Source organism: Synechococcus sp. A15-60, from assembly GCF_014280095.1.
Taxonomy (GTDB): Bacteria; Cyanobacteriota; Cyanobacteriia; order PCC-6307; family Cyanobiaceae; genus Synechococcus_C.
This window is the reverse complement of record NZ_CP047933.1, coordinates 120,292-144,099: the sequence shown is the minus strand read 5'-3', so window position 1 is coordinate 144,099 and position 23,808 is coordinate 120,292. Positions and strand designations below refer to the sequence as shown.

Here is a 23,808-nt window from a genome sequence, read left to right as displayed (position 1 = left end):
GTCAGCAGGCCGCCTAATTTGCTGGTATCGCACCCAGGGTGATGGCCCCGTCTTTCGAGAAGCGCCTGGAGCTGGCCCGTCGCCTCAACGGCGAATTTCCACTGCGCGCCATCGGAGATCGGCACGGATCCCCTGCCAACCCTCCCTGGGACAGTGCGATTCCCCCCAGGCTGATTCAAACCGCCGAACAGAACCGTTTTGGCCGCAACCACCACACCACACTGCTGGACCTGCGCGAGCGCAACCCGGAGCTGAGCTTCGAGTTCTGGGATCGGCAGCGGCGCGATCGCTACATGCAGGAGCGCTGGGGCAGCCATCCGATCGGCGACCTTTACCAGCGCGCCCAATTCGGCGTGATGCAGGCGGATCTATTCCGCTACTGCGTGATTCACGACCGGGGCGGCTTTTACCTCGACATCAACAAAATCCTGATCGTGCCGCTGCGCTCACTGCTGCATCAGGGCTGCGACGGACTGATCAGTTTTGAGAGCACCTGGTGCCCCCTGCCACCCCCACCGGCTGCGGCTTCACGACTCCAGCACCATGACCGTCTGGTGGTGCAGTGGGGCTTTGGTTTTCGGGCCGGTCATCCACTACTGACGAGGATGATTGATGCCATCTGCTCCCATGCCGACGTTTATGCAGGCCAGCGCTTTGATCAACCCAGCGAAGCGATCCGCAGCTTCACCGGACCCGGCCTGTTCACCCACAGCGTTCAGCAACACCTGCAGGCAGGTCCTGACCCTGGCTTGGTGCAAGCAGGTATCGACTTCCAGGGAAGTTTGCGCTACCCCAACGGGGCCCAACTCATGCAGCTGGCCACCCCCCACTACAAGCACTGCCGCGACCGCGTGATCCTGAACAGCCCAGCCGAAGCCGCCCATCAGCGGGGCCTGTCCGCCCAGCGGGCCGGGGATTTAGAGCGCGCTTCCAGTGCCTACCAAGAGGCATTGAGGCTGGAACCCGGTCTGGTGCGCAGCCTCAACAATCTGGCTGCTCTGGTGATGCAACAAGGCGATCTGCAGAAAGCCGCCTCCCTGCTGGCAGAAGCCGAGCAGCAACACAGCCAGGATCCAGAGGAGCAGGCCTTGCTGCTCAACACCTGCTGCCAACTGCAGTTGCGCCTGCACCGGCCAGACGTCGCAACACAACTGGGGCGGCAACGGGCCCGACTCGCCCCCGATGCGATCAGCTGGACTAATCTGGCCCTCGCGCTTAGTGATAACAACCAACCCGCCGCCGCAGAACGCTGCCAGCGTCTGGCCCTTGGGCTGAAGCTCCATGAGGACGCGAGACAGCTGCTGTGGTCCAGCGCCGGCAGCCCAGCGGCCAGCAGCCAGCGACATCGTCTGCTGCAGAACCTGGCCGTACAGCAGCTGCGACGCGACCCCTGGAAGCTTGAACACTGGCAACTGCTGGAAGCCCGCCTGGGCGTGTTGCCAGGGGCATGGAGTTCCGGATCCGAAGGCCCTGCTGCAGCGCAGCATCTTTGGCGAGGCGAAACCGTGGACAGCCTGCTTGTGTGGGATGAGCAGGGTTTCGGCGATGCGATGCAGTGTCTGCGCTGGCTGCCGCTGCTGTTGCCGCGTTGCAAGCGACTCACTCTGCTATTGCGGCCCTCACTGATCTCTTTGGTGAAGCACTGGCTTAGCCAACACAACGGTGAGCACGCCGTGGACATGCAACCCATGGAGAACAAGGGCCCCCAACCATGGGAGCACCACAGGCCGCACTGCCCGCTGATGAGCCTGCCTGTGGCGTTGGCGCTGGATGGACCAGCAGCGCTCAGCGCTCAACAAAAGCCCTCAGATGATCAACCTCCAGGCCTTCCCACCGAGGGGCGCATCGGTTTGGTGTGGGCCGCAGGCCACAAACCGGATGCAGATGCCCGCACCCGCAGCGAACAGCGCAGCCTGCCGCCGGAGATGGTGATAGCGGTGCTGAACCAACAGCTGGGGAACAGCTGGCAAACAGGGCAGATCCAGCTGGTGAATCTCCAGCAGGACCGACCGGTGCCCAACCACCCCTTGCTACGAGAGCATCTTCACAAGGCTGCAACCAGCAGCAGCTGGCTGGACACCTATAAGCAGCTCACAAAGCTGGATGGCTTGCTCTGCGTCGACACCGCAATAGCCCACCTGGCGGGCCTGGTGGGATTACCCACCGTGCTGATGCTGAATAACCCCTGCGACTGGCGCTGGGGAATAACTGAGAGCAGCAGCCATTGGTATCCCGATCTTTTGCTGAGTCGGCAGCGGTGGCAGCCAATCAACGGAAGCGCTTCACCCCCTCCAGCTGCTTGGTGAACATGTCGCTGATGATGTTGATCACCGGACGAGAACGCAAACGGATGTTGGCCGACACCGACATGCCGCTTTGCAAATTCAGAAGCTTGCCACCTGATTCCACGGTCTGTTGCTTGAGTTCCACCGTGGCGGGGAAGCGGTAATAAGGATTCTCCTGATCGGGCGGCAGTGCATCCGAACCAATGCTCACCAACGTGCCTCGGATGTAGCCGAATTCACCGGGTGAAAAAGAATCAACGCCCACCGACACCGGCAGACCAGTTTTAACAAAACCAATGTCGCGATTGGTGATGTTCACATTGGCCACCAGTCGGCTATCCGGCACCAGCTTCAGCACTACCTGATCTGCAGGAATCAGAGCAGAAGGTGTGGCCTGAATATCAAAAACTTTGCCATCAATCGGAGCCTTGATCAACCGGTAAGAGAGCTCTTCTCGCAACTTGATCAACTCAGATTGCAATTCTTCCAGCTCCCGATTATTTGCGTTGATCTGACCAGCCACGGCACCCAAGGTAGAGCTGCGCTCCTCTTTCAATGTGGCCAGTTCGGCCGTCTGCTCCTGGATGGCGTTGAGCTGTTGTAGGTACTGGAGACGGGCATAACCGCCGTTCTCGTAAAGCGGGCGTAGATCCTCGGCAATACGCTCCGTCAACTGCAAAGTTTTGGTCTTGCTGGCGATCCGCTCATCAATCTGCCGCAGGCGTGAACTGATCTGGCGTGTCTGCTCAACAGCGGTCGCAAGCTTGTCGCGAAAGGACGACTCGATGCCAGTGGGCAACGAAGCAATCGGTGGCATCGCATCCGAAGTACCGCCAGAAGAGAGAATCCTTTGCAGGGAGTCGTTTTGAGCCCGCAACAATTCAATGGTGGTTTCCACAGCCTGACGCCTACTTGCAAGGCCCTTGGCTTCGATGGCCACCAACGGCGTGCCTGCTGTGACGTTCTGGCCATCCTTCACGAACACTTGGCTCACCACACCGGTGGCTGGTGCATCCACTTCTTCCACACTGCCCTGAGGCTCAAGTCGGCCCGCCACCGTGATTGTTTGATCCACCTTGGCGCTGAACGCCCAAATCACGGCCCCCCCAAAGATGGCGGCACTAACCCAGATCAGGCTGGATGACCAATGGCGTCCCTGACGCACGGCCATCGAACTCCCTTCCCAGGGGGTAAATCCTTGAGGAAGCGTGTTGTTGGAGGGAGCCTCTGGCGGTTGAGAACCGGAGCTGCTATTGGCAGGGGTTTCCACTTTGGAGGCTGCAGCAGGCTGTTGAGACTTGGTGCTGGAGTCAGTCAAGACCCACCTCCTGCTGACTGAAGAGGGCAAAATAACGACCTTGCTGCTCGATCAGTTCCTTGTGGGAGCCCATTTCCACAAGCGAACCCTGGTCCATCATGAGGATCTGATCAGCCGAGCGGATGGTGGAGAGGCGGTGGGTGATGAAGAACACTGTGCTCCCTTCAAAGGCTTTTTTGAGATTGAGGCACACCTGACGTTCGGTGATGTAATCCAGGGCGCTGGTGGCTTCATCCAGGATCAGCAGGCGAGGCTTCTGAAGCACGGCCCTGGCAATGGCGATGCGCTGGCGTTGACCGCCAGAAAGGGCGCTACCACGCTCGCCCACCCGAGTGCCATAGCCCTGAGGCAAATCCATAATGAAGTCATGGGCGCAAGCCACCTTGGCGGCCGCAGTGATTTCTTCCGGCGTGGCTTCCGGGCAGGTGAGGATGATGTTCTCGCGCACAGAGCCATCAAACAGAAGACTGTCCTGAGGGACGATGCCGATCTGTCGTCGCACCGACCCCAGCTCCAGCTTGGCGATGTCGTAGCCGTCAAGAAGGATGCGACCGTTCTCGGGCTCATAGAGGCGCGGCAGCAACTTCATGATTGTGCTCTTGCCGCTACCACTGCGGCCAACGATGCCAACGAAAGCTCCTGAAGGGATCTTGAAGCTGACATTTTTAGCCACCAACGGTGCTGACTCGTTGAAGCGGAAATCAACGTCCTGGAAGGCGACCTCACCGGCCACCGGCGGCAGGGGTAACAGATCCACAGCATCGCTTTCCCCTTCCGCCCGGGCATCAACCACATCGCTAAGACGCTCGATGGAGAGCGCCACCTGCTGGAAGCTCTGCCAAGACGTTGCCAGCCGCAGCAGAGGGCTGACGACGTAGCCGGAAATAATCCGAAAAGCGATCAGTTGACCGATGGTGAGATCGCCGCTGATCACCAGGAACGCACCAACCCAGAGGGTCAGCAAGCCTGTCAACTGATTGAGAAAGTTGCCAACGGTACCTGAGCTGACCCCAATCAACAGAGAGCGAAAGTTCTCTGTCATGAAGGCCGAGTAGTTGCGTTGCCAACGCCAACGCATGTTCACTTCGGCGTTCTGAGCCTTGATGGTCTGGACGCCATTGAGCGCTTCCACCAACTGGCTCTGGGTGGTTGCATTGCGTTCGGCCGCCTTGCGCAACTGGCCGCGGATCAATGGGGACGCCACCAGAGTGAGGCCCAGGAACAAGGGGACCACACCAAGCGACACCACAGTGAGCACGCCGCTGTAGAAAACCATCACAGCGATGTAAACCACCGAGAACACAGAATCCAGCAAAAGGGTGATCGCCGTGCCGGTAAGGAAGTTGCGAATGGTGCCCAGCTCAGCAATCCGAGTTGTTAATTCACCTACAGGCCGCCTGTCGAAATAACGCAGGGGAAGGCGCAATAAATGCTGAATCACCTCACCGCCGAGGGCGATGTCGATGCGGTTGGTGGTATCGGCAAACAGATACGTCCGCACCGCCGAAAGAATGCCCTGAAATGCTGCCACGGCTAAGAGCAAGGCACCGAGCACATACAAGGTGTCGAAGTTCTGCTGAGCGATCACTTTGTCGATGATCTGCTGAATAATCAGAGGGCTGGCCAGGCTGAGCAGCTGAAGGACCAGTGAGGCCACCAGCACCTCGATCAGACTGCGGCGGTATTTGCGCAGCTGTGGCAAAAACCAGCTGAAACCGAGTTTGCGCTGCTGCGCATCCCTGCCGGGGGCCACCGCCAACAGCTGTACACCGGACTGCTCGCAAATCCATTCTTCGAGGGTGAGACGAACGCGCCCAAACTCCGGCAGGACTGCCAGCACCTCCGCCTTCTCGATGCGATAAACCATCGCAGGTTGATCACGAATAATGGCCAGACAAGGCGTCTGGGCCCTCGGCAGCTGAGCGGCAGGCAAATTCAGCAAGGTGGGCTGAAAACCCATCACTGCAGCCATGCCTGCGATCTGACCCAAGCTAGCGGGCCGATCACGCAATTCCTGGCGGCAGATCCGCTCCATCACATCGCGCCGGAAGGGGATGTTGAAACTGGTTGCCAGCATCTCCAGGCAGGCCATCGCCTGCTCCACCGGGCCCACACCGGTGACAACCGGCAAGCGTGCCAGATCAACTGTGAGCTGAGTGACTGGCGCTTCCCCTCGAGCGACGGAATCATTGGGACCCAGATCGGAATAGCGATCCCCCTGCCAGGGTGCGGTGCCACCGGCGAGATCGAGCTCCTCAGGTGCTTCGATCGGCGGCTCCATAGCACTCTCAAACGCACTGGCGTCGATGCGCACTAGGCGCAGGGGCTGGTCGGAGCGGAGCAAGGCCGGATCCCACTGATCGGGCTGCACCTCCTGACCGACAGCCTGAGCGCTGCAGTTCCAGAACCACCGACTACTCGCGTCGAGGTTGGGCAGCTGGTCGCGGTAGCTGCACACTTGCATGTGGGGCAATAGGCGCCGCATTACTTCCCGCTCATCGGGCTCCGCATGGGGGCGGCGACGCAAGCTGGGCTCCAGCACCTGTATCAATTCCGATGGGGTGCTGCTGCGATCGAGCCAGGCGCGGAAGGCAGGCGATTCGCGCTCCAAGCGATAAAAAGCTTCAGAAGGGATGCCGATCAACTTGAGATCGGTGGAGGCGGTGAGCCATTCACAGGGGTGACGACGCACCAGGCCGGCCCAGCCCACCAGATCACCCGGGTGGCTGAGGGCCAGGGTGAGGGGTCGGCTCACACCAGGATCATGGTGGAGCAGGCGAGCGCGCCCCTCCACCACCGCGTAGACCTGATCGGGGAGTTGATCAGCCACCAAGAGCTCATGACCGGCAGCACAGCTGCAGGGACGTACCAAGGGTGTGATTTCGGCCAGCAGCGCCTCCTCAACACCACGAAAGGCCTCAAAACGGGCCAACAATCCCTGCAGAGTGGAAGCGGAGGTCATGCGTCGGGATCGAAGTGGAGAGGATCTGGGACTTCACCGGCCAGGATCGCATCAACCCGCTGTGAGATCCAAAGCTCAAACTGCTCTTGCAGCAGCTTCTGGCGAGTGGGCTGATCGAGCCGTGCCGGGTTGAGCGATTCCAGACGAAGCAACACGTGCCACTCACCAAGTGCTTCCGGGGGACGCAGCTGACCTGCGCGAAGACTACGCAGACGCTCCGCGATGGCCGGTTCAATGCTGCCGAGCGGTCGAGGACCGATCACTCCTTTGGTTTGCGCCTCCGGCCCATCGCTGTAGCGCGCGGCCAATTCGGCAAAGGCCACTTCGCCTTCACTGAGACTGATCCAAAGCTCACGAGCCAGGCCAGTATCTTTCACACGCAAGAGTGAATAGATCACGGAGTCGAGCTCATTTTTTTTCGCCAAAAACAACTCTTCCACCCCAGGGCCATAGCGCTGCTCTTTGAAGCGTTCTAAAACCGTCGGCCGAAGCAGGTGCAGACAAAGATCACGGTGGTCCCAGCCACGCTGTTCCAGCCATTCTTCCAACGCCGCATCGTTGGCATTTTCAAAATTGTGCTGCTTATGGAACGCCGTCCAGAGTTCTTCGGAGGGCTCTAAATTAGGTACCACCAAGGCCACAATCTCCTCCTCAACCTGACGACGCAGCAAGGCAGGCACCAGCTCACAGCGACGGATCAGGGAACGCAGCTCAGGGTCTGGCAAGGACCAATGGCTCAGAAGAACATCACTCATTGCAGAGCTAATAGATCCAAGCCGTAGATCCGACCCAATTCATCCATAAGGGGTTGAACAATAGTTGACCAATCGCCATAGGCTTTTTGACGGAACAAACGCATCCCGGGGTACCAGGGAGACGTCTCGCAGTTTCGCATCCAGCGGAAATCCGCGTCGTAGTGGAGCATCAGCCATGTTTGGACACCTAGGGAACCCGCCAGATGGGCGACGCCCGTGTCCACGCTGATCACCAGATCCAACTGACGCACTACGTGAGCGGTATCTGCAAAATCACCCAATCGCCCATTCCAATCGACAATGTTGGGGTGGTCGGCATAGGGCTGCAACGCATCGGCGTCTTCACCCACTTGAAGGCAATGCAGCTCCAAGAGGTCTTCGCGCAGGGCCGGTAGAAGAGACTCCAGCAACTCCGGCAAAGGAAGACTTTTACGCCGATACATCATTTTGTTATCAGGGTTAGAGGCCCAAACCAAGCCAATGGCCAAGCCGCCGGGGGGTGGAGGCACCAGAAGAGTCTCCGGCGGCGGGCCAGGGGGATGCAAACAAGGCATCGAGGCAGGAACCGTGTGACGCGTCGTACCAAACAGGTGGGGCAAACTGAGCATGGCGGTGTGAGGGCGCATCTCGGTGGTGATGTCGACATGGTTGTCGTCGATCACAGGCACACTCGGCTGCAGCCATTCCTGAAACAGACGCACCAGCACCGGCCGCGTGGCCAACACAGGACGCAGACCCATGGCTTGCAACAGATGCAAATATCGGCCGAACTGAATGGCGTCGCCTAAGCCCTGCTCACTCCAGACAAGAATCTCTGCTTGATCAGCGGCCAGCTGGCGCAGGCGCTCAGGGGATTGAATCCACTCGCCCTTGGGCACGCGTGTGTAGGAATCATGTTGGCGGGTTTTGAAACGGCACTCATAAAGCTCCCACCCCAGCTCATACTCACCCAGGAGCAAGCGAGTGAGGGCCAAGTTGAACAACGCATCACCACAGTCCTCTTGCAAGGTCAGCGACGACGCCGCCTGGAGATAACCCACCGCTTCAGGGTGGCGATTGGAGGCATTGAGCGATTGGGCTAGGTTGACCAAGCTGGGGCCATGGTCCTGATCCAGACTCAGGGCTTGGTAATAGGCCTCGATCGCCTGATCAAAGCGCTCCAACTGGTGACAGGTGATGCCGTAGTTGCACCATGCCCTGATACTGCGCGGATCAAGTTGCAGGCACCGTTGCAACGCAGAACGCGACAGCTCCAGTTGATCCAATGCACGGGCCGCAAGGCCCAGGTTGAGCCAACTCAGTGATCCATCAGGGTAACGATCCAGACTGCGTCGGTACTCCCGGGCCGCCTCCTCAAATCGCTCCTCCGCGAAATAAAGATTGCCAAGGTTGTAGTAAGCATCGTGTCGATCCGGCTGCAAACGAATTGCCGCCTGAAACGCCGCTTCGGCTTCGTCGCGGCGTTTCGAGACTTGCCGGGCAATCATCCCGAATAACAGCAAGAAGTCACCATCGTCTTGCAGAAGCGTGTGATAGCGAGCGGCCAAGGCATAGGCACCGCTGTAATCCCCCTGTTGCCAGAGCACATAAGCCCAAGGTATGCACCATCGGGGATTCGGGTTGTCCTGCTCCAGATGTTGACGGGAGGCTTCAATCGCTTCCTCAGAACTGACGGAACCATTCAGGATGGGGGCAAGTTCGGGCTCCAGCAACTTGACCACGGGGGAAGAACTCCATCACACAATTGGCATGTCAGCGTATTCACCCGATGCAACCCTGTTAGAACGGGCGCGTGCCGCCCATCAGGCTGGGCGAGTGGCTGAGGCCGAACATCTGTATAGGACCCTGCTCAATCTGGCGCCCCGAGCTGATGATGCCGGCGATGCGGCAGCTGGCCTCGGGGCCTTGCTGCGCGGCAACGGCTTTAACAAGGAAGCAGGTCTGCACTACCGCTGGGCCCTGGAGCACTGCAGGTGGTCGCCGATTCTGCTGAGCAACGCCTGCAATTGGTTACGTGAGCAGGGACTCGCCAGCGAGAGCCTGGTCTGGCTTCAAAAGGGTCTCGAGCAGTGGCCCCAAGATCTGCATCTGCGCTGGGGGCTGGTACTCAGCCTTCACCACGCTGATCAACCAGAGCAAGCCCTCAGGCAGCTGGAAGCACTGATCCATGAACAAGGTGAGCGTCCATTGTTGCTACAAGAGTTAGTGGCCTGCTTGCTGAGTTGTGGACGCAGCAAAGAAGCGCTTTCGGCCCTGGAAAGTCTGCGTCAACACAAGCCAGACGACACGACGCTGCTGCTGCAACATCTGACTCTGCTGCAGCGCTTACAACGCAGCCAGGATGCTTGGGCACTGCTTGGCGAACAGACCATCCTCACTGAAAAAGAACTGCTTCGCACCAAAGCCGTACTGCTTATGGCAGATCAACGCCACCAAGAGGCCCTGCCGCTGTTCGATCAGCTCACCGAATTGGAACCGCAAGAAGGCGATCATTGGCTCAACCATGCGGCCTGCCAAAAAGCCCTCAAGCAGATGGTGGGCCCATTTCAGACTTTACAAGCTGCTGTGGAATTGCATCCAGAGCGACCTGATCTTCTGCAAGCTCTTGGCAGTGTTTTGATCGAACACGGTCGCTGGAATGAAGGTCTGCCGTTGATGCAGCGGAGCGTCAGCTATGCCAACAGCAGCGATGTGCAGCAATTCAACCTACAATTCGCTGCTGCGGGCAACCGTCTCCTTCCATCGAATGTGCTAGCAGCACGAGCCCGTGAGTGGGAATCGAGCCGCAGCCTAAAACCGGCACCACTGTGGAGCGACCACATCAAAGACCGCTCACCGGATCGTCGCCTGCGAATCGGTTACCTGTCACAGGATCTGCACAACCACCCCGTCGGACGCTTTCTGGAACCGTTGCTTCGCGGCCACAATCGCCAACAGGTAGAGATAACGGGCATCAGCTGCGGATCGATCCACGACCCACACAGTCAGACATTAAAAGCCTTATGTGATCGCTGGTTGCAACTGGGACCAAGCACGGATCTGGCCGCCGCCCGCCAGATTGCCGAGCTGGAAATTGATCTACTGGTGGAGCTGGGAGGGTACACCGGCGGCCAGCGGTTACGGCTGCTCACTGCCCGGCCGGCACCGATCCAACTGAGTTACCTGGGCTTTTTCGCCAGCACCCATCTGGAATGCCTCGATGGCTGGATTGGCGATCCGGTGGTATTTCCCAACGGCCTTGAGCAGGAGGCGCCAGGGCAAACACTGCACCGATTGCCGCGCTGCTACATGGCTTATCAGCCGGATCGCACTCCTGATCTCGTCAGGACCGCACCCGACCAGCGCTTCCGCTTCGGGTGCTTCAACCACAGCCGCAAATTGAGCGATCCCTGCCTGAATTTGTTCGCCGCGGTGCTCCAAGCCGTCCCCCAAAGCCTACTAGTGCTAAAAAGTCAGACCTTTGGCGAAGCGGCAGAGCGACAACGAATCGCTAACCGCCTCGAAGCCCGCGGAATTCCAAAGGAACGCTTGGAACTGCTGGAGCGCAGTGATAAGGCTCAACACCATCTCAGCCTCTACGGACGCATGGATGCAGCCCTCGACCCAATCCCCTACGGCGGGGCAACCACCAGCGCCGAAGCCCTGTGGATGGGCGTTCCTGTGATTTGCCTGGCAGGAGAAGGGATGGTGGGACGACTCACCGCGGCCGTATTAGCCGGCGCAGGCCTGGATGCGGCCATCGCTCCCGATCTTCAGGGGTACGTATCCCGCGCTCAGCGACTCGCCTCAGTTGGGCCGCGCAGCGCTAAACAACGCGTTGCAATTAGACAGCAACTGCAACGCAGTACCTTGATGGATGGATTAGGGCTTGCAGAGGCGATGGAAGCCCTCTATCGAAAATGCTGGCATCAATGGCTAGGAGGCGGCTAGACAAAAGAGCTCATGCTGGATCACCTTGAAACTTCTGCTGGACCATGGCCCGCCAAACCGAGGCTAACGCTGCGTTCAATCCAGCTGCGTCTCCGAGTGGACTGGCTTGCAAATGCCGACGCAGCTGCTCGCGAGACTGACGAACATGCTGACGCTGGGAAGCAGCTTGAACCGCTTTATTGAAATAATCCTCTTCGGATGAAGCAATCCATTCCGGCAGTTTTGCGCCACTTAGCACTGCCGTCGTCATGCGACTGACATAGCGATCACCTGCCAGAGTTATCACAGGGACACCCATCCAAAGCGCTTCGCAAGATGTAGTGCAGCCACCATTGGGAAAAGGATCCAACGCCACATCCACCAGACCGTATTGACGTAAATGGTCTTCAGGTGAAGCACAAGTGGGCAACCAGGTCACCCGATCAGGGTCCAAACCACAACGCTTCATGCGCCTGCGCAACAACGTGGCAGTACCTGGATCGTCTGATGTGTAAGCCTTAAGTGCCAGGCGGCTGCCTGGAACAGCTTCAAGAATGCGGCCCCAGAGGCGCAAGGTGGCGTCTGCCAACTTGCGAACATGATTGAAACTGCCAAACACCAGATCAGGTGACGCTGGCGCTGCCGGCACAACAACTCTTCCTTCGGGCAACTGCTCGAAGGGTTGCCACGCCAAAAAGCAACGGGGCATACGCCAGATTGATTCAGAACTCCATTCCTGCAATGTCTGCGGAAACAAAGCTGAATCGCCAAGCCAATAATCCATTTCAGGGATACCAGTCGAAGCAAAGAAACCGAGGTAATTTACTTGAATTGGCGCAATTCGTGACGCAAATAGACCTGGAACTGCACTGCCAGTCCACCCTGCCAAATCAACCGCAATATCAAGATTCAATTCTCGAATCGCAGCCAATTGATGAGAATAAGATTTCCCACTTAAATCATTCCAAACACCACATCGCAAAACAAGATTTTTTGCGACATCAGTCGCCCAATCATCCAAACCAGCTAATTTTACAAAATAATATTCACAACTCTTTTGCGAGAACCGATTGAGTTGCATCAACAGAAATCGACACACAGGGTGATAACTGACATCAGGAGTGATCAAGCCGATACGAAGCTGACGCCCTGGATCTCTATCCCTCTGGACTCGATTTACATCCCAAGAGTCACTCTCTCGGGGCAGTAACTCTTGAGCCGCTAACAAAGCCTGTTGCGCCATGGGACTAGCCAACGAGGCCATTTGCAATGCATAATTACCCAATGCCTCCCAAGTTCGACTTTCAGCCAGAGTCGAAGGGTGCACCGAACAGAGTAAGTCCGCGCGACCTCCAGTCTCAAAGGCATGACCAAGGTTTTGATGGCTTCGCAACTGGTCTAATTGAAACCAACCATCAGAACTGACCTTTGAGCGCTCTAAAAGAGCCAATCGTCTTCCATTGATCGGCTGCCTCTCATTAATACTATGAATCACAGCTCTTCCAATTAAACGAGCACTATCTGGAAACAGACTGCGCGCACGCGTCAACACCGTTTGAGCAGCCCACTTCTGGTCTGTAGCGTTGAGAGCATGAAACGCCATCTCCCAACCAAGCGAAGATGCATCACCAGCCTCAAGCAGTGGAGAAAGCATCATTAGGGCTGCGGCTGGTTCCCCGCGATGAAAGGCCAAACGTGCATCTAATTCGACTCTTTCTGGGGGCAGAAACTCATTTCCCAATTTCTGCCTGTGCCACTCTGCATCAGAAAACCTACCAAGCCAAACCAAGGCATTAGCTAACAACATACGGTGCCAAGGAGAGCAGAGCGACTCGTTGTTTGGAGGCAAGCCAAGATCAATAACTTTGTGATACTCCGCCTTCCACAACAAAAGCGCTTGCTTGGCAAACCAAAGTAAACCTGCATCATCACCGGAAGACGGAGCAATCTCTACCAAAGCCTCCACTTCGGAACGATGGCCTTGATAAATGCGTAGCAACAATATCGACACAAAAGCTGGCTGTCGAGAAGAAGACAACAACTCGGCCTCGGCCTGAGAGAATTGAGCTGCACGAAGCAAAAGAAGAAAACGCTCTTCAAACAAAAAATGATGGTTCTCGCTATCAAGAGCCTGGACGGCTTGCTTGCGAGAACAACACAAGGAAGGCTGATTAAGCATAAAAAAAGGAAGGGCATATGCCCCTCCTTGATGTTTTACTTCTGAACTCGATCAACCTAAGGCATCGATCGAAGCCTGGCTCACAGTGACGAAAGACAGGTTTGTCACATAGCCTGCAGATGCAAGACCAGTAATGGTCAGGCTGTTTCCAGTACCAAAGGTGACAATGTTCGCACCGGACTGAGTGGAAACAGAACCAGTACCACCGTAAGTGGCAGACACAGCGATGACATTTTTAGTAGCCGTAACGGTCGCAGCACCAGTGAATGCCCCAGCTGTGAGGGTGTCAGCACCGCTACCAAAGCCGAAGAAGAAAGTACTTCCTGTGCTAGTTGCGGCACCTTGGAGAAGGAAATCATCGTTACCCGAACCACCAACAACAGAAGAACCTACATAAGAGGCAGCAGTAGTACCGATCGTGTCAGCACCATCTCCACCAAGAACAGTGGAAGCGTCGAGATTGGTGTATGCAATGCTGTCAGCACCACCTTCACCAATCACACGAGACAAGGTTACCTGTGTAGTTCCAGAGAAGGTGTCTGCACCGGAGCCACCGTAAAGGGTAGAAGTTTGGAGAGCTTGGCCAATGGTGAACGCATCATTACCACCACCGCCGTAAACGGTTGCAGATGTAGATGCACCAGTGGCGAAGGAGAAGGAGTCAGCGTTGGACTGACCAATACCATCTCCACGAACTTCAGCACTGGTGAAAACACCAGTGATTGAATCTGCTCCGTTGTCTCCATAAATGAAACCGGAGGAAGCAGAAACCAAGGAAATGCTGTCGTTACCTGAACCACCGTAAACGGAAGAGGAAATGAACGACTGTGACGCAGTAACCGTAATGGTGTCGTTGCCTTGGTTGCCGTTAAGAGTGGCTTTAATTACTTCACCACCTGTGAAGGCGATGGTGTCTTCGCCTGCACCACCGGAAATGGTCGCGATGCTGATTAGAGAAGTACCAGCAGTAACTGTAATGGAATCATTACCAGCACCATCGGTGACAGTTGTATCGGCTGCGTCGCCGTAAACAGCGCCACTGACGATGGTTTGCCCTGCAACACCATAGGAAATGGTGTCAGCACCTTTGTCACCAAAAATGGTTGAACTACTGGTGGTGATAGCTGCATTTACAGAATCGTCTCCAGCACCACCATGAATGGTGGATGAAGCAAACGAGGTGGCGACATTAATTGTGTCAGCGCCCTGGTTGCCATTAATGAATGAACTGGAGAGGACTGATGTCAGGGTGATGGTGTCATTACCATCACTGTCTGATGAGTAGGTCCCAGTGGAATTGCCACCATAGACAGTTGAACTGCTCAGAATGGCGGCGGAGATAATGTCGGAGCCAGCGTCACCTGACAAAACCGCACCCGTAACGGAGGTGCCTCCCATGATGAGAGAGTCGTTTCCGACACCGCCGAAGAAGGTGGTGCTGTTGGAGCTCAGGGAACCGATACTGAGAGTGTCGTTGCCCTTGTTACCGGAGTAAGTAGCTCCATTTGAAGCAAGAGAAGTTGTAAGAACATCGTTCTCTTGGCCACCGAACAGGAGGTCAGCTCCTCCCTTGCCGTCGATGGTGTCATTGCCCTGGAGGGCGCTGATGGAGTCGGCACCGGATGTGCCGACTAGAGAGTCAGCAGTCTCAGTACCGAGAATGGTGTTGTAACTGGTCGTCATTTCTGGACGGTCAGTGGGTCAGTGGGTGGTTTGGTCTCCTCACAACCGACCCACTGAGGGTCGGAGTAGAGCTTGCCGAAGGAAATTTTATCCATTCAACGGACCTTTTTTACAGTCCTGATGCCAGCAAGTCAATGGTGGGATCACGCTTTGCTGACTGTCACCTCGCCGAAGTCAAGAGGCGCGTCCACCCCTCCATACCAAGGCTGGCGTCATATTGCAGGGAACGCTCTTGTGCCCGAGCGGCTCTGTTCTGAGATGCCCCGCGATCGAGCAAACATGCCTGCAACGATGCAGCCAAGCTTTCTGGCTGATCAAACGGCGCTAATAACGCATCAACCCCATGAGTCAACACCTCGCGAACCGGCTGCGTGTCGCTCGCAACCAGAGGAGCTCCAATGGCCATGGCCTCCAGCAGACTCCAGCTAAGAACAAACGGAATCGTGAGATAGAGGTGTGCTTCGCTGTGTGCCAATAAAGCCTGATAGTCGTTGGTACCAAGCGCTCCAAGCCAATGAGTGCGTTTAGGATCCAGCCCCGATGATTGCTTTGCCCAGACTCCCCAAGTCTCACCGGTGGAAGCATGACCTGGCCCGCCGTAGCAGATTTGATCCACACCCGCAATCAGTACGTGTACATCGTGCATTGAACGTTGTAGAGCTGCCAAAGCTGCTATGGACTGTGGAAAACCGCGATAGAGCTCAAAGCCACGTGCAACGTGGGTAACAATCCGAATGTTTGAGTCTTTGGGTAAACATGAAGGCCTTGGAGGCCTTTGACTCTTGAGCGTCTGCAAGTGCTTTGCACCGATTCCCTCATGAATCACGTGAAATTTTGAACGAAAGGGCTCGGGAAATTGTTGGCACTGAAATTGCGTTGGTGTCACCAGCTCATGGCATTGCGCCAGCTCCAACAACGTCACCGCATTCCAGGTACGTAAGCGCATGGCTCGATCCAAGGGGACTTCTTCACCATGCAAAGTATGCAAAAAGTGAACATCGCCACCGACTCCCGATGTGTAATACCACTCAAAAAAACCAATACGCCGCGCATTTGGGAATACATCATTCAAATAAAGACCATTTCCAAACCCTGCGTGACTGACAATCACATCCGGATAGAATCCTGAATCCTTGAGTCGTATAGCTTCCCTGGCAGCCGCCTGACCCTCAAGCACGGCATCTTCAAAACGCCCAAGATAGGGATGAAGAGCGCCACTTACCGAGCTCGATAAACGGGAGACTTTGTAGATATGACGCTTAACTGCACGAGCATCTTGCGCATGCCACTCAATGCCCTTGTGCAAAAACACAATCTCATGCCCTTGCTCAGCGAGAGACGGTGCCAAACGGCGAAACTGAGCTGGAAAATTGGTATGGCAGAAGAGAATCCGCACTCAGGCGTTCAGTGCTGAAGAAAAAATCTCCTGATAGCCCGGCAACAACCAAGAGGGCAATTTCTGTTCAGCAGAATCCACCTGCATAGTGCCAGGCTGATACAACATCATGGCAACCACGAATGCTGCTGCTGCACCAGGCTGACCAAAACCTCCACCTTGGAGTGGATTCAATTTATGTTTGATCCTTTCTTTCAACTGCTCCATCTCAGAGCTGAGAGGGACCGATTGGATACCGGATCGCACTAAAGCCCAATAACGGTCAGAAAAGTCCGACGTGAATGCAGCTTCCAAAGTGGTATCGTCGGCAATAAGAAGGACCTCAGCTAAATGTTGGCGCAGCTGCAATAACTCATCTCGGATTTCTTCATCCTCAGGATCAATGTAATACAAATTCGACAGGCCAAGCAACCTATTTAGCTGCAAACGGTTGTTAATTAACTCAGCCAAAGTGGCTGGGAATTCACCAAATTGAGGCGTAGGAAGCGAACTTGGTGTGGCCGAAGGGATTGCAGGTGGCTGGGGAGATGCTGCAACAGGCGATTGTTCAACAGTAGTAGCTTGATTGAAGGATGATTGACCTTGCTCGTACAAAGTGCGGTATGTGGGCACCAACCAGCCTGGAAGATGGCTCTCAGGATTCACAATCCGAAACTGACCTGGGGGCGAGAGAAGGAAGGTAGCGATTGTTGCTTTCACCGCGCCAGGCTGCTGAAACCCCTCTCTCAAAAACTCCCCCAAGCGATTGCGTAACGCCAACTGAGGCTCTGAGAAGTACGAGGTCAGATTGAGCTGTGCCACCATTTCACGGGTCACTTGGCCTGCCGTTCCAACCCAGAGGTGTTCAAGAACATCATCAGGACATGCCAACCAAAATCTGATGAGCTGATCGCGCTGCTCGCGCAGTACCGCCGATGTGATCGACCAAGACTCAACGACTGACGAGGAACCCACGACGAGACTGCGGCATCCCCAGATTCTTTCACAACTCCTGGTCACAAGTGTCAAACATGCTTGCGCAGAAGCAACTGGTTCCAGTCCAAAACACGATTCGCCGGAAGAGCGCGACTGAGCTGATCGGCCAAGGGTTGACGCGCTTGCACCAATGAGTCTGGCAAGCCTTTCGAGCCAAAAGACCCTTTCACAAAAGGCTGCTGATGGCTGGCGTAACCAGCAAAACAACGCACAGGGTCGAAACGCATCGGCGGCTTCGCATCATCAGACCCCCTCTGTGCTGCCCTACGCCGTGCAGCAAGCTGGTCAAACAGCTCCTCAAAACGGCTCATCACCTGACGGGGCGCAAACTGCTCAAGAGCACGCTGCTGAGCAGCGCGCCCCATCGCGCGCGCCATCACTGGCTCCCTCAGCAACGTAAACACAGCTGCTTCTGCTGCTGCTAAATCCAATTGGACTAGCTGAGCCAGGGAGCCACTGATGTGGGGGAAGCTGCTGATTTCCAGCTTCTGCATCCAACCCAAGGGAAAAGACACTGCATCCGCCTGCTCATCCCAGCGGCTAGGAATCAAAAAACCATCGATGCCGTTGCGCACCAGATCGCGATATCCATCCCAGTCGGATGCAACCACAGGCCGACCCGCCGCCATGGCCTCAGCGATAGAAAGGCCAAAGGTTTCCTGAATGTTGTCGACCAACGACAGCACCAAATCGCATGCTAATAACGCCTGTCTCTTGACTGCCTCAGGCACATGACCCTCACCACCCAAACGCAACGTATGTAGATCAGGGCAGTGGCTCTGCAGAGCCTGAAAATGCTCCGCTTGCTCAGGTGTGTCATCGGGTCCACATTCCACGAGCCAGAGCGGTCTCCCCAAACGCGTGGCGACGCGCTGCAAAACCTGATAGGCCGGCCAGGGGTCCGTTTTGGTCAGCATGGATCGGCGCCCTAACCAAAGCACCACACCGTCACCCGGGGGCAAACTCAGCTGGTAGCGGGCCTTCTGTCGGCTGCCATCAGCTACCCCAAAGCAACTCTCATCAAGAGGAAGCGGGATCACCGGCAATTGAAGCTCAGGGAAATGACTAGCCCCGCAGCGTTGCCTGAGCTGATCACGGCGATCCTCCATCACCTGCTCCACTACATCACGCCCTGCCCTTGAACTACAGATCAGGGCATCCCACTCCTGAACCGGGTCCACCACAAGTGCATCGAGCATGGTCATCACCGCTGTGGTGCTGAGGGTGTGGATCTGACCAATCAAAGAGAACGCTTCATGCCCGACCGACTGTCGCCAGGCAGCCCAAGAACCCAGCGACGGATCGGGGACAAACAGCGCACCGTTCTTAACCAGACTGTTGGGGTTGGTGATCGAGCAATAACGCAGGCAATGCTGCTGATAGCTCTCTGGCAGCGCAGAACCCATTAGTTCCAACAATTGGGGATCTGCCGCCAACAGATCCAAGCCTTCCTGTTCAGTGGCTTCAAGCCAAAGCCGCAACAGCAACTGAGATACCCAACGACGCCCATTCAACGGCCCTTGATCGGGCAGCAGATCGCTGCTGAAAATCAAAGCAGGCCAACTCATCGACGCCTCAGGCGACCATAAAACTCAAGCCTGGCGAGGACCCAGGTAAGCAAACCCAACACCAGCATCAAAACAGCAGGCACAAGCATCACCAAGGCGATCCAAGTTTGGCTGAAACTCAGGAGCCAGACAATGGATGCGATGTAAGGCACTGCACAGATGACAGGTCCGAGCCAGCGACGCCAACGCATACGAATCACAAGGCGTTGCCAAGACTTAAAGCGCATCGACGCCGTCTTTCATCAAAATCAAAAACCATTTTATGGTTATTTGCGTTGCTGAAGAACTAGCTGCTCCAGCTGCACCACGGACGCAAGCACATCAAAGCGTGAGCGAACCAGAGATTGGCCCTGCTGCGCACACTCAAACAAGACTTGAGGATCGCGCACCAGACAACGCAACACCGACGCAAGTTCGGAGGCTTCTCCAGGAGTGTAACGACGCCCTGTGAGATCCGAAGGCACCAATTCCGCTGCACCGCCAACAGCGCTAGAAACTAATGTAGCCCCTGCAGCCATCACTTCAGCCGCAACAATGCCGAACGCCTCTGGATATATCGACGTGAACACACCGATATGATGAAGATTCCAAAAACGACTTAAAGCTGAACGGCTGAGTTGGCCAACAAAATGCACCAACCCATGCATTCCGGCGTGGTCCAAATATTGTTGAAGTGTCTGCAGATAGCCCAACTGGAATTCAGCACCAGCGAAACAAGCTTGCACTGCAATCCCTTGCTGATGCAAGATCACAAGAGCCTCGGCCAAGGTATGCACACCCTTAGTACCCATCAACAAGCCTGCAAATCCCACCTTCAAAGGGTTGGTCTTTGAGCCGAGAGGTAGCCCCACTGACTGCAACCTTTGCGCAAAACGCAATGCAGGCGTGAGTGGACGATTGGAATCACCAAACAATTCACTTCTCACTCCGGGATACACAACCGGAGCATGGGCTACCGGCAATCCATGGCGTTGAAGATTAGAGCGAACCGCGTGACTAGCGGCGACAGGAATGTATTGGCTGCTTGAAGGCCACTGTTGCAGCAAAAAGGGCGGATCCATGAAACCGATATGGTGAAGTATAGGAATCGATCCCTGCAACAACATGCCCAGTAATTCTGGCCCCAAACAATCAATGTTGCCGACCACAACCCCATCCCAGGATTGCTCCATGATCGACCGCACAACAAATTGATTGGCGCGGTCTACAGACAAGCATTGAGCCAGGTCTGTCATCAAGGTGACGCCCCTTTGGTAGCTGCCCTTGAGCTGCAGCCTGCGGTCCACCACTTCGCCGTTAGGCCCAACATCTGAAGGGAGGCATGCATCGGCATGCAGGTAAGGAGCATCGCTGGTGAGCACTGTGACCTGATGACCACGCTGCAAAAACCCCCAAGCGAAATCGGCCATTGAACGCCCATAGCCGCCCAACTCCTGAGGCGGATACAAGTTTGAAACAATCAATATACGCATCTCAAATCATCCTGCTTATTGGGAGAAAAAATAATTTCAAAATACCACCTATTAGCCAGTCAACCCTTCAATCAAGGCTGTCAATTTCGGAAGAGTGACACTTTGATCCCAAGCCAGTGAAGCTTGACGCGCAGCCCTACCTAACTGATCGCGAAGCTGGGGATTAGCAATCAGAGCCAACACACGTTGCGCCAGGCGCTCATGATCGTCCATCGGCACCAACACTCCCTGCACTCCGTCGTGAATGACCTCCTCTACCGGCATGCCACGGCTGCCGACAATGCAGCAGCCACATCCCATGGCTTCGAGCAAACTCCAACCCAAAATAAAGGGGTAACTGAGATAAATATGCACCCAACTGGCCTGAAGCATGGAGATCAGATAGGGATGGGGGATACGACCAAGAAAATGAATCCGCTCGAGATCAAGCTGCCCCTGCAACTCCTTTAACATCACCTCCCGAAGAGGCAAACCTGAAGGATCAGCTCCTCCATAACCCCCCTCGTTGTCACCAACAATGACGACCCGGACGGTTGGGTGCTGGCGCTGGATGATGGGCAAGGCCCGCATGAAGGTGTCGAAGCCACGCAAACGCTCCAAATTGCGATTCACGAAGGTGATCGTGGGCACAGAACGATTCACTCGAACCCCACGCACCTCGTAACTCACTTCGGGGTTGGGACACGCCAATTGCGTATCAATTCCCTCATGCACGACATGCATTCGATCATTCTGATAAGCCGCTGGAAAACTATTGGCCTGATGGCGCGTGGGGACAATCCATGCGGTTGCTTGTGCAAGGGAGGCTTCAGCTAGCGCGTTGCGACCCACATTTGCCAATAATGATGCGGACGTGACCGGCCCCTTGAGGGGGTCACTGCCGAAGCCCATATGCTCGGGCCGCAACCACAACTCAGGCCATACCAGCAGTGGAACCTCAGGCCACTGTTCCTTCACCGGCAAGGCTTCACCCCAGCCGCAATGAGCCAACACCCGATCCGGTCGCCAACCCTCAGACGCAAGCTGCTGGAGGAAACCTCCAACTGATTCAGCCCGTCGCAAGGCCTCATGCCAAAGCTGGGTTCCATAGGGCCATTCACCCGACATTGGCGGGGGCTGGTCATATCGCAAGACCCGCAACCCCTCAATTTCAGGCAAGGGGCGTTGATGACTGCAAATTGCAAGCAGCTGGTGACCTCGCTCGATCAAACAAGGCGTGAGCTGACGGAACTGGCCAGGGAAATTTTGATGCAGCAGTAAAAGCTTCATCCAACCGCACCCTTCACACGAATCTCTCCACCAATCAAGTTGCGAAAGCTCACGCCCCAGTGCTGCAATTCCAGAAATGAGGCATAAGCCCAACTCGGCTTGTAGAGCGTGAATGTTTTCACTAGGCCGAGTGTGGCCGCACTCTCCAAGGGGGAGATTAAGCCGCAATCACGATCCAAGAACCACGACTGCTCGCTCCAATGACGCAGCTGCGCATGTGTCAAAGCAAAACACCCACTATGGGGATTTTTCGGACTCTCAAACGTCACTTGACCTGCTGGCAATGGGGTAGAGAGCGGCGGCGGCGGATCTGGAATCAGAGCCTTGAGCTCATGTTCAATCATGGGCCCATCTATGAAAAAACGATCCACACTGTTAGAAGGCTTCCAGAAGGACTCATAGCGGTGAGGCATCAGCACACAATGCTCTCCAACATTGAGCTGAAACCAAAAGATCTTCCGAAAAAAGAGCGGATCGTGAATTAACAAATCATCTTCCAAATACACATAAAGGTCGTATTGATCATTTAGATGTTCAGCAAGAACTCTCTGCGCTTCGAAGCCCAGATGCTTAGGGTCTAAAGGCGTCGTTGGCACCTCCTCAAGCAATTCGCGGTAAGAAGGCTCTAAGTGGTCGAGCACGTGGTGCTGACCATCGGTTACCACTTTGATTGTGAACCGATGACGCAACGCATGATTGGCGTCATCCACCGTTTTGGTTGCGATGTTCAGTACCCCCTGGCGCGTGTCCAGACGGCGCAGTGACAGTAATTGATCCTGAAGAGCGTATAAACGAGGCTCAAGCTCAGGCCGAAGTGAGGCATGGCGACCTGCACCCCTCGGATTCCAGTGATGGACGATGGTGACCAGGATTCGCATTCTGTGGCTCACTCAGCCTCAAAGCCAAGGCCAATCTGCCAGAGATGAAAGCAACGTGTCGCTGACCTCTCGCCAGCTGTTGTAACGCGTTTGCCGCAATACCTGGATCGGATGCGGCTGGTTCAACCCCAAAGGGCGATTATTCCAGCGCGAATCAAAGTACTGATGCAACAGCAACAACGTTGGCCAACCAAACCAAGCTGCCAAATGCACCAGCGCCGTATCCACGCTGATCACGCCTCGGCTTACACGCAGCAAAGCCGCCGTATCGCACAAACTGCGGATTCCAGGTTGAGCCAGCTCCAAGGTAGGGATATGGCGCAGGAGCGTCTGGCGTTCATCAGATCGGTAGGCGGTGATATCGATCAGGCGAATGCCACGGCATCGCGCCCAGGGCACCAAACGCCCATACAGCCTGGCGATCTCAGGGAATGGCCAACTGCGCAGATGCGCCCAGTGGCGATCGTCGGGATCGATCTTCGAGCGCCAACAACACAGCAAGCTGGGGACTTGCGAATCATCCACAACAGCAGGCTGGAGGACCTGAGGTTTTGGTTGCAGACCTGCCTGCCCCAACAAACATGACCAGCCCATCTGACTAAACCAGACAGGTTGATCGTTATCTTCAGCTGCAGCTGGCAAGAAGGTCAAAGAAGGCGCCTGCTTAGGCCAGAACTCTTGAAGAAATGGCCCCAAGGCAAGTCGACTCTGCAGCGGCAGGCGTACGAGCAATCGTGGCATCCAAGCTTTCAGAACCGGGTCATGGAGCTGTGCAAGGCATTCCAATTGATCCCCCAATCCACCCCCCAACCAAAGCTCTAATGCGCTTTGTCCATCCGTCGTAACCTGGCAAAGATCCTGAAAACTGCGCTCCACCGTCTTGGGCATCAAAGCCAACCAGGGATTGGGATCGCCATGGTGTTGCAAGACACGCAACATCGCAGCTCGCCCGGGCACGTGCTCCAGGAGCGCCGGCTCCCTCTGAACGAGCCACTGCTCAGCCGCATCAAAGCCACCCAGGCTGGGCCAATGTTTCAGCAGCCATGCGCGTTCCGAGGCGCTTTGGGCCCGGGCGAGATCGCGGCGCAGCAAATCGTCGGCAAGCACATCGTCATCGCCATAGAGGTACCAACGTTCTCTGTGCCTTGCAGCAACCATC

Annotated in this window: 15 protein-coding genes; 2 read left to right on the top strand and 13 right to left on the bottom strand. The window is 55.9% G+C overall.

Translation table 11 applies throughout. From position 1 onward, the window contains the following. Nucleotides 1-41 precede the first annotated feature (41 nt). The gene (locus SynA1560_RS00645) at nt 42-2,306 is read left to right on the top strand and encodes a tetratricopeptide repeat protein (protein WP_186500901.1); all 2,265 of its coding nucleotides are present in this window, start codon (nt 42-44) and stop codon (nt 2,304-2,306) included. On the opposite strand, the gene SynA1560_RS00640 is transcribed toward SynA1560_RS00645, so the two are convergent. Genes SynA1560_RS00640 through SynA1560_RS00625 form a run of 4 tightly spaced genes read right to left on the bottom strand, consistent with a single transcriptional unit; the run spans nt 2,269 to nt 9,041 of the window. Then, on the bottom strand, nt 2,269-3,603 hold the full coding sequence (locus tag SynA1560_RS00640; protein WP_255477002.1) for an HlyD family efflux transporter periplasmic adaptor subunit: 1,335 nt from the start codon (nt 3,601-3,603) through the stop codon (nt 2,269-2,271). The genes SynA1560_RS00645 and SynA1560_RS00640 overlap by 38 nt on opposite strands. After that, on the bottom strand, nt 3,596-6,565 hold the full coding sequence (locus tag SynA1560_RS00635; RefSeq protein WP_186500900.1) for a peptidase domain-containing ABC transporter: 2,970 nt from the start codon (nt 6,563-6,565) through the stop codon (nt 3,596-3,598). Before SynA1560_RS00635 ends, SynA1560_RS00640 begins: the two co-directional genes overlap by 8 nt. Further along, nucleotides 6,562-7,320 carry a peptidylprolyl isomerase gene (locus SynA1560_RS00630; protein WP_186500899.1) on the bottom strand — a complete coding sequence of 253 codons (759 nt, stop codon included), beginning with the start codon at nt 7,318-7,320 and terminating at the stop codon, nt 6,562-6,564. The genes SynA1560_RS00635 and SynA1560_RS00630 overlap by 4 nt, the downstream gene beginning before the upstream one ends. Further along, nucleotides 7,317-9,041 (bottom strand): tetratricopeptide repeat protein, encoded by a 1,725-nt coding sequence (locus tag SynA1560_RS00625; RefSeq protein WP_186500898.1) that lies wholly within the window; start codon nt 9,039-9,041, stop codon nt 7,317-7,319. The genes SynA1560_RS00630 and SynA1560_RS00625 overlap by 4 nt, the downstream gene beginning before the upstream one ends. 28 nt (nt 9,042-9,069) lie before the next feature. On the opposite strand from SynA1560_RS00625, the gene SynA1560_RS00620 reads away from it, so the two are divergent. Continuing rightward, nucleotides 9,070-11,250 (top strand): tetratricopeptide repeat protein, encoded by a 2,181-nt coding sequence (locus SynA1560_RS00620; RefSeq protein ID WP_186500897.1) that lies wholly within the window; start codon nt 9,070-9,072, stop codon nt 11,248-11,250. Between the two features lie 10 nt (nt 11,251-11,260). On the opposite strand, the gene SynA1560_RS00615 is transcribed toward SynA1560_RS00620, so the two are convergent. The 9 genes from SynA1560_RS00615 to SynA1560_RS00575 all read right to left on the bottom strand — a co-directional run bounded on the left by SynA1560_RS00615 (nt 11,261) and on the right by SynA1560_RS00575 (nt 23,807). Continuing rightward, entirely contained in the window at nt 11,261-13,408 is a 2,148-nt protein-coding gene (locus SynA1560_RS00615) for a hypothetical protein (RefSeq protein WP_186500896.1), read from the bottom strand. 51 nt (nt 13,409-13,459) lie between these two features. After that, nucleotides 13,460-15,091 carry a calcium-binding protein gene (locus tag SynA1560_RS00610; protein ID WP_186500895.1) on the bottom strand — a complete coding sequence of 544 codons (1,632 nt, stop codon included), beginning with the start codon at nt 15,089-15,091 and terminating at the stop codon, nt 13,460-13,462. A 160-nt stretch (nt 15,092-15,251) separates the two neighbouring features. Further along, nucleotides 15,252-16,487, bottom strand: a complete 1,236-nt coding sequence (locus SynA1560_RS00605; RefSeq protein WP_186500894.1) for a glycosyltransferase — start codon at nt 16,485-16,487, stop codon at nt 15,252-15,254. Next, nucleotides 16,488-17,441, bottom strand: a complete 954-nt coding sequence (locus tag SynA1560_RS00600; RefSeq protein ID WP_186500893.1) for a hypothetical protein — start codon at nt 17,439-17,441, stop codon at nt 16,488-16,490. 50 nt (nt 17,442-17,491) lie between these two features. Then, the gene (locus tag SynA1560_RS00595; protein WP_186500892.1) at nt 17,492-19,030 is read right to left on the bottom strand and encodes a glycosyltransferase family 4 protein; all 1,539 of its coding nucleotides are present in this window, start codon (nt 19,028-19,030) and stop codon (nt 17,492-17,494) included. 266 nt (nt 19,031-19,296) lie between these two features. Further along, entirely contained in the window at nt 19,297-20,478 is a 1,182-nt protein-coding gene (locus tag SynA1560_RS00590) for a glycosyltransferase family 4 protein (RefSeq protein ID WP_186500891.1), read from the bottom strand. A 75-nt stretch (nt 20,479-20,553) separates the two neighbouring features. Continuing rightward, nucleotides 20,554-21,771 (bottom strand): glycosyltransferase, encoded by a 1,218-nt coding sequence (locus SynA1560_RS00585; protein WP_186500890.1) that lies wholly within the window; start codon nt 21,769-21,771, stop codon nt 20,554-20,556. Continuing rightward, entirely contained in the window at nt 21,768-22,649 is an 882-nt protein-coding gene (locus SynA1560_RS00580; RefSeq protein WP_186500889.1) for a calcium-binding protein, read from the bottom strand. The genes SynA1560_RS00585 and SynA1560_RS00580 overlap by 4 nt, the downstream gene beginning before the upstream one ends. An 18-nt stretch (nt 22,650-22,667) precedes the next feature. Then, a complete protein-coding gene (locus SynA1560_RS00575; RefSeq protein WP_186500888.1) occupies nt 22,668-23,807 on the bottom strand; it encodes a hypothetical protein in 1,140 nt (379 codons plus the stop codon). Between the last annotated feature and the right edge of the window lies 1 nt (nt 23,808).